The sequence below is a fragment of the Frigoribacterium sp. PhB24 genome (genome assembly GCF_003755185.1).
In the GTDB taxonomy this organism is placed as follows: Bacteria; Actinomycetota; Actinomycetes; order Actinomycetales; family Microbacteriaceae; genus Frigoribacterium.
Map to the genome: position 1 here is coordinate 75,873 of NZ_RKIC01000012.1, position 14,455 is coordinate 90,327.

At 72.1% G+C, this 14,455-nt stretch carries 14 protein-coding genes; 5 read left to right on the forward strand and 9 right to left on the reverse strand.

The genetic code is table 11. The annotated features are described in order from the left end of the window. Nucleotides 1-5: 5 nt before the first annotated feature. The 4 genes from EDF50_RS10280 to EDF50_RS10295 form a co-directional block, all read right to left on the reverse strand. Nucleotides 6-731 (reverse strand): MBL fold metallo-hydrolase, encoded by a 726-nt coding sequence (locus EDF50_RS10280; RefSeq protein WP_123519479.1) that lies wholly within the window; start codon nucleotides 729-731, stop codon nucleotides 6-8. Further along, nucleotides 728-2,116, reverse strand: coding sequence for an allantoinase AllB (gene allB / locus EDF50_RS10285; protein ID WP_123519480.1), 1,389 nt, complete (start codon nucleotides 2,114-2,116; stop codon nucleotides 728-730). The genes EDF50_RS10280 and allB overlap by 4 nt, the downstream gene beginning before the upstream one ends. Further along, nucleotides 2,109-2,903 carry a DUF1275 family protein gene (locus EDF50_RS10290; protein WP_233570543.1) on the reverse strand — a complete coding sequence of 265 codons (795 nt, stop codon included), beginning with the start codon at nucleotides 2,901-2,903 and terminating at the stop codon, nucleotides 2,109-2,111. Before EDF50_RS10290 ends, allB begins: the two co-directional genes overlap by 8 nt. A 237-nt stretch (nucleotides 2,904-3,140) precedes the next feature. Then, the gene (locus tag EDF50_RS10295; RefSeq protein WP_123519481.1) at nucleotides 3,141-4,547 is read right to left on the reverse strand and encodes a carboxylesterase family protein; all 1,407 of its coding nucleotides are present in this window, start codon (nucleotides 4,545-4,547) and stop codon (nucleotides 3,141-3,143) included. 40 nt (nucleotides 4,548-4,587) lie between these two features. On the opposite strand from EDF50_RS10295, the gene EDF50_RS10300 reads away from it, so the two are divergent. The 3 genes from EDF50_RS10300 (at nucleotide 4,588) to EDF50_RS10310 (ending at nucleotide 7,450) form a co-directional block, all read left to right on the forward strand. Further along, on the forward strand, nucleotides 4,588-4,809 hold the full coding sequence (locus tag EDF50_RS10300; protein WP_123519482.1) for a DUF1653 domain-containing protein: 222 nt from the start codon (nucleotides 4,588-4,590) through the stop codon (nucleotides 4,807-4,809). A gap of 95 nt (nucleotides 4,810-4,904) precedes the next feature. Further along, nucleotides 4,905-6,158, forward strand: coding sequence for an AI-2E family transporter (locus EDF50_RS10305; RefSeq protein ID WP_123519483.1), 1,254 nt, complete (start codon nucleotides 4,905-4,907; stop codon nucleotides 6,156-6,158). A 377-nt stretch (nucleotides 6,159-6,535) separates the two neighbouring features. Continuing rightward, nucleotides 6,536-7,450 carry a phospholipase gene (locus tag EDF50_RS10310; protein ID WP_233570545.1) on the forward strand — a complete coding sequence of 305 codons (915 nt, stop codon included), beginning with the start codon at nucleotides 6,536-6,538 and terminating at the stop codon, nucleotides 7,448-7,450. 326 nt (nucleotides 7,451-7,776) lie between these two features. On the opposite strand, the gene EDF50_RS17105 is transcribed toward EDF50_RS10310, so the two are convergent. The 4 genes from EDF50_RS17105 to EDF50_RS10340 all read right to left on the reverse strand — a co-directional run bounded on the left by EDF50_RS17105 (nucleotide 7,777) and on the right by EDF50_RS10340 (nucleotide 11,670). Then, complete coding sequence (locus tag EDF50_RS17105; protein WP_123519485.1) at nucleotides 7,777-8,616, reverse strand: ATP-binding cassette domain-containing protein; 840 nt, start codon at nucleotides 8,614-8,616, stop codon at nucleotides 7,777-7,779. Continuing rightward, the gene (locus EDF50_RS16450) at nucleotides 8,603-10,705 is read right to left on the reverse strand and encodes a hypothetical protein (protein ID WP_148076815.1); all 2,103 of its coding nucleotides are present in this window, start codon (nucleotides 10,703-10,705) and stop codon (nucleotides 8,603-8,605) included. The genes EDF50_RS17105 and EDF50_RS16450 overlap by 14 nt, the downstream gene beginning before the upstream one ends. A 76-nt stretch (nucleotides 10,706-10,781) precedes the next feature. Then, nucleotides 10,782-11,168, reverse strand: a complete 387-nt coding sequence (locus EDF50_RS10335) for a lactococcin 972 family bacteriocin (protein WP_199738727.1) — start codon at nucleotides 11,166-11,168, stop codon at nucleotides 10,782-10,784. Nucleotides 11,169-11,373: 205 nt separating this feature from the next. Beyond that, nucleotides 11,374-11,670: a hypothetical protein gene (locus EDF50_RS10340; RefSeq protein ID WP_043596776.1), complete on the reverse strand. Its 297-nt coding sequence runs from the start codon at nucleotides 11,668-11,670 to the stop codon at nucleotides 11,374-11,376. 113 nt (nucleotides 11,671-11,783) lie between these two features. On the opposite strand from EDF50_RS10340, the gene EDF50_RS10345 reads away from it, so the two are divergent. After that, entirely contained in the window at nucleotides 11,784-12,632 is an 849-nt protein-coding gene (locus EDF50_RS10345; RefSeq protein ID WP_123519488.1) for a transglutaminase family protein, read from the forward strand. Between the two features lie 60 nt (nucleotides 12,633-12,692). Here the strand turns inward: EDF50_RS10345 and EDF50_RS10350 are convergent, their stop codons facing one another. Then, nucleotides 12,693-14,141 carry a glucose-6-phosphate dehydrogenase gene (locus EDF50_RS10350; RefSeq protein WP_123519691.1) on the reverse strand — a complete coding sequence of 483 codons (1,449 nt, stop codon included), beginning with the start codon at nucleotides 14,139-14,141 and terminating at the stop codon, nucleotides 12,693-12,695. A gap of 62 nt (nucleotides 14,142-14,203) precedes the next feature. On the opposite strand from EDF50_RS10350, the gene EDF50_RS10355 reads away from it, so the two are divergent. Beyond that, entirely contained in the window at nucleotides 14,204-14,416 is a 213-nt protein-coding gene (locus EDF50_RS10355; RefSeq protein WP_123519489.1) for a hypothetical protein, read from the forward strand. Nucleotides 14,417-14,455 lie beyond the last annotated feature (39 nt).

Consider the following 14,455-nt stretch of genomic DNA (forward strand, 5'->3'; position numbering starts at 1 on the left):
CTCGCTCAGTGCCGCAAGGCCGGTCCGTGGCCCGGCAGCACGACCCGCGCCCCGCGGTCGACCAGTCGTCCGTAGGTGCGGCCCGCCTCGGCGAGGTCGGAGTGGAAGATCGGGTGCAGCATCTGCACGCCGTCGAGCCGCGAGGTCGGGTGGCCGGTGACGAGCGCGTCGCCCGTGATCAGCACGTCGTCGTCGGGCAGCGAGAAGACGGTGTGCCCGGGAGTGTGGCCGACCGCTGCCGTCGGCACGACGCGGTGGCCGCTGAACGTCCGTGACGCTCCGAGATCGAGGGGCGTGACGTCGGCCACGGCCACGTCGCCCAGGCCGCCGGCGCGCACCGCGTGCAGCACCCACCGGGCGAATCGTGGCTTGTACAGGTGGGGCAGGACGTCGCCCACGGTGACCTGGTGCAGCTGCTCGCGCGTCACGTTCGGGACCTCGGCGGGTGCCGCGAACACCTCGAACCCGTGTCGCCGGCGCAGCGCGGTGATCGTGCCGATGTGGTCGCTGTGTCCGTGCGTCACGAGCACCGACGCGAGACGGGTCTCGCCCTCGCCCGCCGTCGCCGCGACCGCCCGCAATGATGACTCGACCAGCTCGAGGTCGGCCGGATAACCGGCGTCGACGAGCGTCAGGGTGCCGTCGCCCGCGAGGATCGTCCAGTTCGACGCGGGGCCCTCGACGAAGTGCACGCCTGGGGCGACCTCGACCGGGGCGCTGCCGCCCCTCATGAGGCGAGCCCGGTGTCGGGTCGGACGAGCAACCGTGCCGGAGGCGCGCTCGGCCCGGCCAGCCGACCGCCCACCCACGTCGCCGCGACCTCGCCGATCAGTCGTGCGTCGTCGTACGCGGTCACGGGGTTGCGGTGCGAGAGGTCGTCGACGTCGACGGTCACGGGTGTCTCGGGGGCGAACGCGACGAGATCGGCGTCGGCGCCGACGCCGATGCGTCCCTTCGTGGGGAGTCCGACGAGGGCCGCGGTGCCCCGTGACATCCAGCCCACGACGGTCTCGAGGGCGATGCCTCGCTGGCGGGCTCCCGTCCAGACGGCGCGGAAGCTCAGCTCGAGACCCGAGATTCCGCCCCACGCGACGTCGAAGTCCCCATGCCCGGCATCGGAGCCACCCGCGAACTTGAGCGCACGGGTCGAGGGGGAGTGGTCACTCGCGACGACGTCGATCGTGCCGTCGACGAGGCCCTGCCAGAGCAGCTCGCGGTTGGCCTCGCCGCGGATCGGCGGGCAGCACTTGAACTGCGTCGCGCCGTCACCGATGTGCTCGGCGTCGAAGGTCAGGTAGTGCGGGCAGGTCTCGACCGTCAGCCGCAGCCCGTCGGCCTTGGCGGCCCGGATGGTGTCGAGCGCCGTCGCCGAGGAGAGGTGCAGGACGTGGGCCCGCCCACCCGTCGCACGGAGGGCCTCGACCACGTGCTCGATCGCCGTGAGCTCGACCACGTCGGGACGCGAACGGACGAACGCGTCGTACGCCGCGCCTCCGGCCGGGGCCGCGGCCGAGGCCGCGTCGAGCCGCTCGGGGTCTTCGGCGTGCACGATCAGCAGCCCGTCGAAGTCGGCCAGCTCGGCCATCGCCACGTGCAGCTGCTCGGTCGACAGGTGCGGGAACTCGTCGACGCCCGAGGGGGACAGGAACGCCTTGAACCCGAAGACGCCGGCCTCGTGCAGCGCCCGCAGGTCGCCCGTGCCGAGGTTCGCGGGGATGGCCCCGCCCCAGAACCCGACGTCGACGACCGACTGAGGGCCGGCGGCGGCACGCTTCTGGTCGAGCGCGTCGACGGACGTGGTCGGCGGGATGCTGTTCAGCGGCATGTCGACGATGGTCGTGACGCCCCCGGCGGCGGCGGCGCGAGTCGCGGTCGCGAAGCCCTCCCACTCGGTGCGGCCGGGCTCGTTGACGTGCACGTGACTGTCGACGACGCCGGGCAGCAGCACCTGGTCGTCGGGCAGGGTCACGTCGACGGTGGCGTCCACCTCGTCGGCGAGGCCACCGATCGCCACGACCCGGCCGTCGCGGACGACGACGCTCGCCTCGCGCCAGCCACCGTCGACCAGCGCACGACGGGCTCGGACGACGAGGTCGTGTCGCCGGGCGTCAAGCACGAGCGGCCCCGTTCGCCCCGCTGGTCGCCGAGCGCGCCTCCTGGGTGTCGGCCGAGCCCACGGCCGCGACCTCGGCCTCGCGTGCCTCCGCCTCGCGCGCCTCGACCTCTTTCCGTCGCTCACGCAGCAGGTGCCCGGCCAGCGCGACGAGCAGCGTCAGCCCGCCCGCGACGCCCATGCCGACACCGATGTGCACCTGCAGCAGCAGGGCCCCGACGCCCGCGCCCGCGAGGATCAGCACGACGGCGAGCACCCGCCGCGGGAAGTTCTTGCCCGTGCCCCCGGCGAGCTTCGACTCGGACGCGAGCCCCACGATCGTCGAGGTGACCACGACGGTCGTGACGTCGGCGACGGCGATCTTGCGCGCGGCAGCCGCCTGCAGACCCATCGCGGCACCGAGCAGGCCGGTGATCGTGAAGGCCCACGGAGTGTTCTCTTCGGGCACGAAGAAGAACGTCGAGACGCCGAGCCCGAGCAGCACGCCGCCCGTCACGCCGAACGAGATCGTGCTGCGGCCCGACCAGCCGACCCGGCCGCCACGCAGCACCCGGCCGCCGATCGCGGCGCCGAGCAGGAAGGCGGCGAGGGCGACGATCGGCCCGACGATGGGAAGGCCGTCGGCCTGCGCGATGGCCATGCCGAGGATGACCACGTTGCCGGTCATGTTCGCCGTGAACACACGGTCGAGGCCGAGGTAGCCGACGGCGTCGATGATGCCGGTGGTGAACGTCAACGTCAGCATCATGACGAGGTGCATGCGCGCCTGGTTGCGGCGGAATCTCTTCACGGGGGTCCTCTGGTGCTCGGCGCCGCGGGGCACGGCGGGGCGGGCGACTACGGCGGCGTCGGCGCATCGGGTCTGCCGTCGATCGTATGGTCGGGGCGGCGTCGTGCGCGAACCCCGGGCCGAGCGTGTGGACGGACGGAGGCGCGGTGCGGCTGGGGAGGGGGGCGAGATGTCAGGACTTGCCACTCACGTTCGAAGGTGTGCGGCAAGTCGTGACATCTCGGCGGGGCGGCCCGGTCAGCGGCGGCGGACGACCAGGGTGTCGGCGAGTCCGGCCGTGGCGTCGGCGGCCACGGTGCCGGTGCGGGCGAAGTCGGCCCAGACCTGGCGCACCTTGCGGCCACGGCGGTCGACGTCGTCCCAGGCGGTGGTGCCGATGAGGCGGGTGTGCCCCCAGGCCTCGCGACCGCCGAGCAGCAGCGGCAGCTCGGTGATGTGGGCGGCGCCGAAGGCCGTGCCCTCGGGCTCCCAGGTGAACTCGAAGGTCGAGACGCGCCCGCCGGCGGCCCGGTGCCGTTCCGCGAAGGCCCGACCGGCCCGGTGGTAGACGGCCTTCGTCGTGGTGTCGACCATCACCCGCCGGATGGCCCGGCCGACCACGGGCAGCCCGAAGAGGCCCTGCAGCAGCGGCGAGAACTCGGCGAACACGGCGGTCTCGTCGGACGTGGCGCCGATCAGGAGGTCGATCTCGGGGGCGACCTCGCGCCAGGCGTCGTCGGCGTCGGGCTCGGCCGGCAGCGGTGCCCGTCCGTACTGGACGCCGAAGGCCATGCCTCCGCGCAGGCCGAAGCGCTTCGCCGCGCGTTCGGCCACCGATTGCCCCGCGAGCAGTTCGTCGAGCGGGGCGTCCGCGCGGGGCGTGCCCACCGCCTCCGTCATCGCCTTCACCATGCGTCCGCGTCCGCGCACGATGCCGAGCGGGGCGCTCTGCACGATGGCCCGGGCGAACAGGCCCCGGGCGCCCTCGCTGATCATCAGGTGCGCGATCGCGTCACCGCCGGCCGACTGGCCGAACAGGGTGATGCGCGAGGCGTCACCGCCGAACGCCTCGATCGTGTCGTGCACCCATCGGACGGCCGCGAGCTGGTCGAGCAGACCGAGGTTGGCGGGCACCTCGTCACCGTCGCCGAAGAAGCCGAGCATGCCGAGCCGGTAGGTCACGGTGACGACGATCACGCGCTGTTCGGCGACGAGGGCGCGCGGGTCGTAGACACGCAGGTCGCCCGCCCCCGACACGTACGAGCCGCCGTGGATCCACACCATGACCGGCACGCGCTCGTCGGACGGCAGGTCGACGGGCAGGGTGATCGACAGGCGCTGGCAGTGTTCGTCGTCGACCATGCCGACGGCGGCTCCCTCGATCAGGGCGTCGAGCCCGGGTGACGCCACCTGCGGAGAGGCCGGGGCGCGGTCGAAGGCGAGCAACGGCGACGACCACGGGGCGACCGGGCGCGGCGGCTCGAACCGGTCGGCCTCGGCGTAGGGCACGCCGAGCACCCGCACGACGTCGCCGTCGACGCGCCCCACGACACGGCCCGAGGGGGTGTCGAACTCGCGTCTCGCGGCGCGGTCGTCGGTGTCGACGACGGGCTCGCCCGGGGTGGTCGGTGTGCTGGCGGTCGATCGTGGAGCGTCCTGGGTCACCCGACCATCGTGCCCCTCACCGCCCGTCTAGGCTCGCGGGATGACCGCCCCCACTCCTCCTTCGCCCGGGTTCTACCGCCACTTCAAGGGTGGCCGTTACGAGGTGCTCGGTACCGCCCGTCACAGCGAGACCGACGAGCCGCTCGTCGTCTACCGTGCGCTCTACGGCGAGCAAGGGCTCTGGGTCCGGCCGCTCGCGGCCTGGTCCGAACACGTGCGGCGCGACGGTCACGACGGGCCGAGGTTCGAGCCCGAGGCCTGACCGGGCGACCCGCCCGGTGAGCCGGGACGAGGAGGCGCGGAGCCCGTCAGTCAAGTCACAGCCGGTTGATAGCCGCGCGGCAGGACACTCGGCTCATGAAGTTCTCACGTCGCTCCCAGCGCCCCCAGGGTGCGTCCACAGACGGGGCCGCCGCGGACGACGCGACCCGCGCGGCCGCACCGACCGCGGCCGCCACTCCCGCCGGCGACCCGACCCGCGCCTCCTCGCCCGGAGCTGCGTCGCCCGGAGCCGCGCCGACCGGAGCCGCGCTGCCCCCGGGCATGCTGATCGCGGGCGCCTGGGCCTGGCGTCTGCTCGCGGTCGCCGCCGCGCTCGCGGTGCTCTTCTGGCTGATCGCGACGCTCGAGGAGATCGTCGTCCCGCTGCTGATCGCGATCCTCGTGTCGGCGTTCCTCGTGCCGGTCGCCGGGTTCCTGCACCGACACCGCTGGCCGCGCTGGCTCGCCATCGTGGCGGCCCTGCTGGCCGGGGTGGTCGTCGTCGGCGGGCTCGTGCTGCTCGCCGTGACGCAGATCCGCGCCGGGCTGCCGCAGATCGAGAAGCAGTCCGTGGCGCAGTACGACCAGTTGACGACCCTGCTGCAGGGGCCGCCGCTGAACCTCACGAACGCCGACGTCGACGGCTACCTGAAGGACGCCCAGAGCGCGCTGCAGACCGAGAGCAGGTCGATCCTCAGCGGCGTGTTGTCGATCGGCACCGCGGCCGGGCACCTGCTGGCCGGAGGCCTGCTCACCCTGTTCGCGACGATCTTCCTGATGATCGACGGTCGCGGCGTCTGGGCCTGGACCGTCCGCCTGTTCCCGAAGGCGGCCCGCCCGGCCGTCGACGGGGCCGGCCAGGCGGGCTGGCACACGCTGACGTCGTTCGTCCGCGTGCAGATCGTCGTCGCCGCCGTGAACGCCGTCGGCATCGGTCTGATCGCGTTCTTCCTCGGGTTGCCGCTCGCCGTGCCGATCGCGATCCTGGTGTTCCTGGCGTCGTTCATCCCCGTGGTCGGAGCGATCGTGACCGGTGCGCTCGCGGTGATCGTCGCCCTGGTCTTCGCCGGGCCGATCCAGGCCGTCGTCATGCTGGCCGGCGTGCTGGTCGTGCACCTGCTCGAGGCCCACGTGCTGCAGCCGCTGGTCATGGGCTCGGCCGTGCGGGTGCACCCGCTCGCGGTCGTCTTCGCCGTGGCGGGCGGGTCGTACGTGGCCGGCATCCCGGGCGCGCTGTTCGCCGTTCCGACGGTGGCCGTGCTCAACGTGATGGTCAAGTACGTGGCGACGGGCTCCTGGCGTCGATCGGGCGTCGCGGCCGACGTCGTCGAGGCGCCCGAGGCGTCGTGATCGTGCGCTGCTGACCCGCCTGGCCCGCGCCTCCTTCGCTGGGATGAGGGAGGCGCGGGTCGATGTCATCCGCTCGACCGATGCGCCGGACTGCATGGTTCGACAGTGGATTGTGTGGTTCTACTCAGGAAGTCTCTGCATACTCGTCACTTCGCCCGGGCGCGTGCGCCCCTCCCGATCGAGTCCTGACCCGGTCGGGCAGCCGAGGCGGACGAGTCGAGGCCCCACGGCCTCGCGAGACCGACACCGACCTGTCACGGCCCCACGCCCCGTCGCGTAAGGACCTGCCACCCGCGAACGCCCCGAGCGTGCGGTGCGGCACCGCCGTGTGCGCCCCGCCCGACCGGAGGCGCGGGTCGGCCGAGCACGAGGACCACATGACCCCCGAGAACACCCCCGCCACCGGCGAGAAGTCCGCGACCGCCGAGGCGAACCCGACCGTCGCCGAGGCTCCCGCCACGCGCCGCTCGCTCGCCGCCGTCCGACGTCGCACCGCCCGTCGCCGCCTGTCGCTGATCGGGGGAGTCGCCGCCGTCGCCCTCGTCGCGGGCACCGGCTTCGCGGTCACCTCGATGTCGGCCGCCGGCGCGGACACCATCTCGGCGGAGCAGCACGCGGCCGACGTCAAGCAGCAGAAGGTCGACATCGCCACGTCGCTGGCCCAGGCCAAGGCGCGCTCCACGATCCAGATCGCGAACCAGGTCGTGGCCTCGACCTCGAGCAGGACCGACGCCAGCGAGCTGCAGACCCAGGTCGCCTCGCTCGCCGACTACGAGAAGCTCGACGCCTCGACGCTGAACGACCGCGTCGAGAAGACCGCGCTCTCGGCGCAGACCGTGCAGGCCGCCGCCGCCGAGGCCGACCGCCAGGCCGCTGCCGCGGCCGCCGCCGCGCAGGCCGCCGCCGAAGCCCAGGCCGCTGCCGAGGCGAAGGCCGCCGCAGAGGCCGCCGCCGCCGCCGAGGCCGCTCGCGCCGCCGCCGACAACTCGGTCGCCGGGGCCAAGGCGACGGCCCAGTCGCTCGCGTCGTCGCAGTACGGCTGGGGCAGCGACCAGTACTCGTGCCTCGTCTCGCTCTGGACCAAGGAGTCCGGCTGGAACTACAAGGCCTACAACCCCAGTGGCGCGACCGGCATCCCGCAGGCGCTGCCCGGCAGCAAGATGGCCTCGGCCGGCAGCGACTGGGCGACGAGCGCCAAGACGCAGATCACCTGGGGCCTCGGCTACATCAAGTCGGTCTACGGCACCCCTTGCGGCGCCTGGTCGCACTCGCAGTCCGTCAACTGGTACTGAGCAGGGCTCGCCGGTCCCGCCCGAACCCGGCGGGGGTCTCGGGATGCACCACCTTCTGGACGTCGCACCACGGATATCCGTGGTGCGACGTTCGTGCGTGGTGCGATGCCGCTCCGAGGGGGCTCGGTGGCTAGTTCTGCGGGGGGATGGTCTGCCGGTCGGTGGGCTTGTCGGTCGTGACGGGGGTGGGGCGCGGTTCCGGGCTGGTCGGGCTCGGAGTCGGCGTCACGGTGCCGCCGGTGGGGGGTACGGGCGCCGGAGTCGGGGTCTCCGGCGTCGACGACGGGCTCACGCTCGGGCTGACGGTCACCACGGGGTCGTCGTCGTTACCCCCGCAGGCCGTCAGCATCCCCACCGCGAGCACGACCGTCGCCGCGGCCGCACCTGTGCGCCCGGTCGTCCTCGGTCGTCCACGCTTCGTCGTCGTCCCCATGTCGGGAGCCTACGCGCGGCCTGACGACGGCCGTGGCCCCGTCGAGCTCGAGTACTCGTTCGCTCGCGGCGACCACCTGCACGTCGTGGGTTGCCACGATGACGACGGCGCCGTCGTCGGCCAGTTGGCGAAGTACGTCGAGGACCACCTCCGCATTCGCGTCATCGAGCGCCGCGGTGGGTTCGTCAGCGAGGACGACCCGGGGCTCGTGCAGAACGAGGCGGGCCAGAGCGACCCTCTGTTGCTCACCCCCGCTCAACCGGGACACCTTCGTCGTCTCGACCCCCTCCAGGCGAATTCGTCGGAGGGCAGCGGATCGTCGCCTGGCCCGCTCTCGTGACGCGACCCTCTGGGCAGTGAGGGCGACGTCGAGGTTCTGGGCGACGGTCCAGCCGTCGACGAGGCCGTAGCCCTGGAAGAGGAACCCGAAGACGTCGCGATGCAGACGTCGTCTGGCCCGACCTCGCGCACGGCTGAGTTCGGCGCCCTCGTAGGCGATCGACCCCGATGTCGACGGTTCGAGCAGCCCCAGGCAATGCAGAAAGGTGGACTTCCCCACCCCGCTAGGGCCCACGATCGACGTCGTGGTCCCAGCGTCGAACGTCACGGTGACGTCCTGCCAGAGCATTCGCCCCGAACGGGCCTTCGACAGATCTGCGACGACCAGAGACGATCGGGCACTGCCGGATGACGCCGGGCTGGGGGTCGTGGACGGGGCATCAGGACGCACCATGGATGTCTCCTTCGGTTGGGCGCCGACCGGTTCTCGTGCCGGTTGGCGAGGCCGTCCCTCGCGAGCGACCTTCACACCAGAGGGCCGTCGGCCAGGCCAGGAGGACGAAGGCTGCGGCGAGTGCCAGGCCGGCGGTGACCGTTCGTGCCATGGGGATCTCGGGCATGGTCATCTGCTGGGGGCTCAGGAAAGAGGCGAAGGGCGCCGCGCCGCCGAGCGCACCGATGAGGATCATCATTCGCCCGTGGCGACGGAACGGGCCGAGGCCGTGGATGCGCCGGACGGACAGTGATAGGGCACGAGAGCGGACGGACGCCCAGACGAGGAGGAGGACCATCGCAGCAGCCGACAGGGAGCACAGCCACAGCGTGACGAGTGATTGGTCCCTCCAGGCGCGCCATTGCGGCACGAGCGAACCGGTCTCGTCCCGGACCTCCGTCTGGGCGAAGACGAGATCGCGGATGCCGTGTTCCTCGAGCGCTGTCTCGAGCTCGTCCTGCGAACCGATGTACAACTCGTCGCCCGTGCTCATGGCTGCCAGGTGGTAGTCAACGCTGAGGACTCGCCGGCTCGGGGGGATGACGACCACCACGGGGTCGACGAGTACGTCCTCGCCCGTATCCGTGCGCGGATAGGCCGTCAGCAGAGGGAGCTCGAAGGGGGAGCGATACGTCTGGACGGAGACGGCTGCGACGGGGACCCCGGCGAAGCAGTCGGCGTCGGGGCAAGTGAATCGCGTCTCGACCTCGCGCTGGAAAGCTACGAATTCTCCTACGCTGAACTCGAGAGCCCCGGCCTCGGGTGCCAGACCGGAGGGCACGAGGACCCGCACCCGGTCATGGGTGCCGCCGACGAACTCGTCGACCCCGCTCGGTGCCTGTGATGCCACCTGCTGCAGGTAGGTGCTGTTGACCACCACGCAGTCGACCGGCAACGAGAGGCCCAGGCATCCGGGGTCGAGGTAGTTCAGCAGGAGGTGGCCGGTCGCCTCCTCACTGGCGACGAAGCGGGACCAGCCGGGTGCCTCACGCTCCACGACGGAGTCCTCCGTCGCCCGCAATGAGATGATCCGGGCCGATCGATCGCGCCAGGAGTCGTGCTTCACCGTGGCGGCGAGGAGACCGGCGTCGGCTTCCGCCAGTGCCTCCGTCGCGGCGAGCATGGATGCCCCGACGGCCAGGAGGGTGGCGCCCGCGGCCACCCCGAGGATCGTCCCCGTGCGGCGGTCGTGAGGCCGCAGCGCCGGTCGTGACTCGCCGTGGGTCGCGAGGGCCGCGAGCGTGGTGATCGCGATCATGGTCCCTCCGGACAGCGCCGTGATCTGCGCCACGAGGAGACCGGTCGGACCGATGGTCTGTCGGGAGCCCCACGCGAGGGTGGCCGTCGCCAGCCAACTGAGCCAGGTCGTCGCCCACAAGGCCACGACGAACGTCGCCGTCTTCACGAGGTCACCGCCCGACACCACGCAGCGGGAAAGCCCGTGGACGCGACGAGCCCGTCGTGAGCCGGCGGTCAGAGACCAGGCTGCCGCCGACGTCGCGAACAGGAAGGCGGCGACAGCGACCACGAGGAGGGGCGGGACCACCGTGACGGCTTGCGCGGCAGTCGCTGCTGCATCGTTCCACACGACCTCCGCCGTGAATCCGTCACGGCGGAGGTCGTCAGCGGAGCGTTCGATGTCGCCGTCGGAACCGAAGACGGTCCACTGGCCGTAGATCGTGTCGACGCCGGCCTCGAGGACGCAGGTCTGCGTCGATGCGAGACGGGTGCCGAAGTCGGGAACGTGCCTACCCGGTACCAGGGCGTCGGGCGCCCCGGGCTGGCCCATGAAACCAGGGGAGAGGATGAGGGTGCGTCGGACGCCGTCCGGGGTCGCATCGAAGGTCACGAGAGCCGCGGCCAGGTCGTTGCCCTCGAAGTCCGCGACCACGGTCGCAGGTTCGTTCTGGCCACCTGGTCCCGACGTGATGTGGATCTGGGCGGGAGCCGACAGGGGGAACAGCTCTTCGGTCCTCTCGGCGATGAGGTGTGCGGCGACGACCGAGACCATCGACACGAGGACGAGGGAGGTCCGGAGGATCACGTGCATCGAGGCTTCCTGACGGGGAGGTCGAGTGGGGTCGGGAGTGGTGGCGCGTCACGCGGCGCGGGACGCGCCACGCAGCTCAGCTCGTGATGCGGTAGTACGCGTAGTCCACTCGATTCGGGGTGGCGGTGCCGTAGGCGAACGACCACTGGCCCGGGCTCGTGTTCGCACTCTGCGTGATGCGGCCGGCGGCCGTCTTCACCGAGGACCCGTGCCACCTGCTGCGGTGGAAATAGTTCGAGTACAGGCGAGGCTTCGTGCCGTAGGTCCAGGACGACTCGACCACGAAGCCTCTGCTGCGGACGCTCGCGGTCGTCCCTCGCGTGCCGGACTGAACCGCCATCGAGCCGGACTCGACGACCGTCGATTCAGGGGCGGACAGTGCTTCTGCGTTCGCCGCCGTCGTGCCGGTCACCAGCAGAGCGACTGCGAGAGCGCCGGTGGCGAGAGGGGAGAGGATCTTCATGCGGTGCCTTCCTGGAGGGGTGAGCATCTGCTCGACCCACCCAGGAAAGCATCGATATGTGATCTGCGCAATGTCAGACATCGACCTGTGGACAACCGTCTTCACGACGTCCGTTCGGTGCGAGTGCGGAACGGGGCGCTCACCGGTGGCCCCGTAGTAACGTCGATCGTCGTCCGCGAACGACCTCGACCTCAGCGCTCCTGCGTCAGACCGCCCCGACCAGCGTCCACGCCCCGCCGTCGCGCCGCGTGACCCGACCCTGCACGACGTCGGCCAGCTCGCCCACGGTCGCCTCGACGACGGCCCCGATGCGGTGCGCGGGCTCGTCGGCTGCGCACTCGTACCGCACCACCAGCCGAGGTTCGCCCCGCACGAGGGTGACGTCGCTCGCCTCGACCGTGGTCAGCCCCGCCGCACTCGCGGCGGCCGCGGGCAGCACGGAGTCGGGCCGCACCCCGGGTCGCAGGGTGCCGACGGTGAGCGTGACGCGGTACGAGGGCATGCGCTCATCCAACCCGGCGCCACCGACATCGCGCCGTGGTCCCAGCAGGGTCGCAGCGCCTTCACGGCACACCCCGAAACACGCCCGACTCACGACCGTGCCACCCTCTCGTCATGAAGCGCACCGCGTCCGCCCGGCTCGAGTTCGACGTCGACGGCCCCGCCGAGTTCGTCCTGTCGATCGCCGCCTCGCGCGACTACGCCGCCACGACCCTCGGCCGCCCCGCCGGCACCGCAGGCCCCGCCGACTCCGCCCGCATCACCGAGGAGGCGCTGGTCGTCACCCAGCACGGCGCGCCCCTCGTGGTCCGCGAGCTGCACGACCACCACGGCACCCTCCTCCACCTGTGCGACGTCGGGGCCGGCCGGGTCACGGTCAACTACCGGGTCGTCGTCGACGGTCGCCTCGACGAGCCCCCCGTCGACGAGCTCGATCTCGTGCGGTACCGCCGTCCGAGCCGCTACTGCGAGTCCGACACCCTCAGCCCCACCGCTCGCGCCGAGTTCGGCTCGCTCGAGGGTCGCGAGCTGCTGGCTGCGGTCGCGACGTGGGTCGGCTCGCACCTGGCCTACGTGCCCGGGGCCAGCGCCCCGACCGACGGTGCCGTGCAGACCCTGCTCGACCGGCAGGGCGTCTGCCGCGACTACGCCCACCTCGTCATCGCCCTGCTGCGCGGGCTCGACGTGCCCGCACGGCTGGTCAGCGTCTACGCCCCGGGCCTGTCACCGATGGACTTCCACGCCGTGGCCGAGGCCTACGTCGACGGTGCCTGGCACGTGGTCGACGCCACCGGGCTGGCCCCGCGGCAGACGCTGCTCCGCATCGCGACCGGCCGGGACGCCTCCGACACGGCGTTCCTGTCGAGCCACGGCGGCCGGGTCACGGTGGCGGGGATGCAGGTCGGGGCCGTGGCCGACGAGTTGCCGCGCGACGACGTGAGCACCTTCGTCAGCCTCGGCTGACCGCCCGCCGGCACCGCGCCTCCTGCGCTCGGCCCGGCACCCGCCCGGCACCCGCCTGGATCAGTCCTCGCGGTGGGCGAGCTTCGCGCCCTCGCGGGCCCGGACGGCGGGCTCGTTCTGGTGCACGCCCGCCGGCCACGACTCGGGCCCGGCCGTGCCCGCCGGGTACTCGTCGATGGCGACCCGGCCGGCCTTCCAGGCCTCGACGACCGGCGCGACGATGCGCCAGCCCTCCTCCGCCGAGTCACCGCGGACCGACAGCGTCGGGTCGTCGTCGAGGATGCCCTCGAGCACCTCGCCGTAGGCCGTCAGGTCGGCCGCGCCGAAGTCGGCGTGCAAGGAGGCGCGCGACAGGTCGTACGAGTCGCCCGGCCCGTTGACGTTCAGCTCGAGCGACATCTCGTCGGGCGAGATCGCGATGCGCAGGCGGTCGGGGGTGCCGCCGCCGACGAACTCCTTCGGGACGTGGGTCGGCGGGCGGAACGTGATGACGATCTCGCGACGACGCGACGCCAGGGCCTTTCCCGACCGCAGCAGGATCGGCACGCCCGCCCACCGCCAGTTCGCCACCTCGACGACGACCTCGGCGAGGGTCTCGGTCTCGAGCGACGGGTCGACGCCGTCCTCGTCGACGTAGGCGGGCAGGGTGCGGCCGTCGACCTCGCCCTTGCCGTACCGGGCACGACGGGTGTTCTCGACGGCGTCGTCGTCCCAGACGTGGGTCGCGCGCAACACCAGTTCCTTCTCGTCGCGCAGGTCGGCGGGGCCGAGCGTCGCGGGGGCGTTCATCGTCAGCACGGCCATGACCTGCAGCAGATGGCTCTGGATCATGTCGACCATGGCGCCGGCGTGGTCGTAGTAGCGGGCGCGGTTCTCGAGGCCGAGCTCCTCGTCGTAGACGATCTCGATGCTCTCGACGTGCTGGTTGTTGAGCATGGGCTCGATCAGGCGGTTCGCGAAGCGCAGACCGAGCAGGTTGAGCACGGTCGAGCGACCCAGGAAGTGGTCGACGCGGTGCACCTGGTCCTCGTGCACGAGCTTCAGCACCTCGCGGTTGAGCCTCTTCGCGCTGGCGAGGTCGGTGCCGAACGGCTTCTCGAGCGCGAGTGACGTGCCCTCGGGCAGGTCGACCTTCCGCAGCGCGGCGCAGGCCTTCTCGGTGATGGCGGGCGGCAGGGCGAAATAGATCGACGGAGGCGCGTCACAGGCTTCGACCAGGCCGCGGAGTCCGTCGACCCCGGTCACGTCGGCCGTGACGTACGTGGTCGACTCGAGCAGCGCGTCGACCGCGGGGCCGCTCGCGTGGACGCTGTCGAACGACGTCTTGACGCGCTTCTTCCACTCGGCGTCGGTGTACTCCTCGACGCCTGCGCCGATCAACTGGACGCGACGCGTCGGCTCGAGTGCCAGCAGCCCGCCGAGGCCGGGCATCAGGAGGCGCGCGGCGAGGTCCCCGCTCGCGCCGAGGATCAACAGGGTCGCCGGTTCGGGGGCCTTCTTCGCGCTCATGCCGTGCACGGTAGCGGGTCGGCCCCGGCCGTGCCCGGACGAGGGCGGCGTAGCGTGCGAGCATGAGCGACCAGACCTACACCGCCCGCTTCGTCGGCCACGACGAGACCACCACCGAAGAACTCACCCTCATCGACGGCCTGCCGCAGAAGAGCGTCACCCGCCCGGGAGCCTCCGACGGCGAGGACCTCATGTGGGAGCTCGACGACGACGCCGGTGAGGGTGGCGAGTACGTCTACCGTTCCCTCGGCGTCTCGGGTCACGACTACAGCTGATCTGCCCGCCCTGCCTGCCCTGCCCCGGCACGTCGAGAT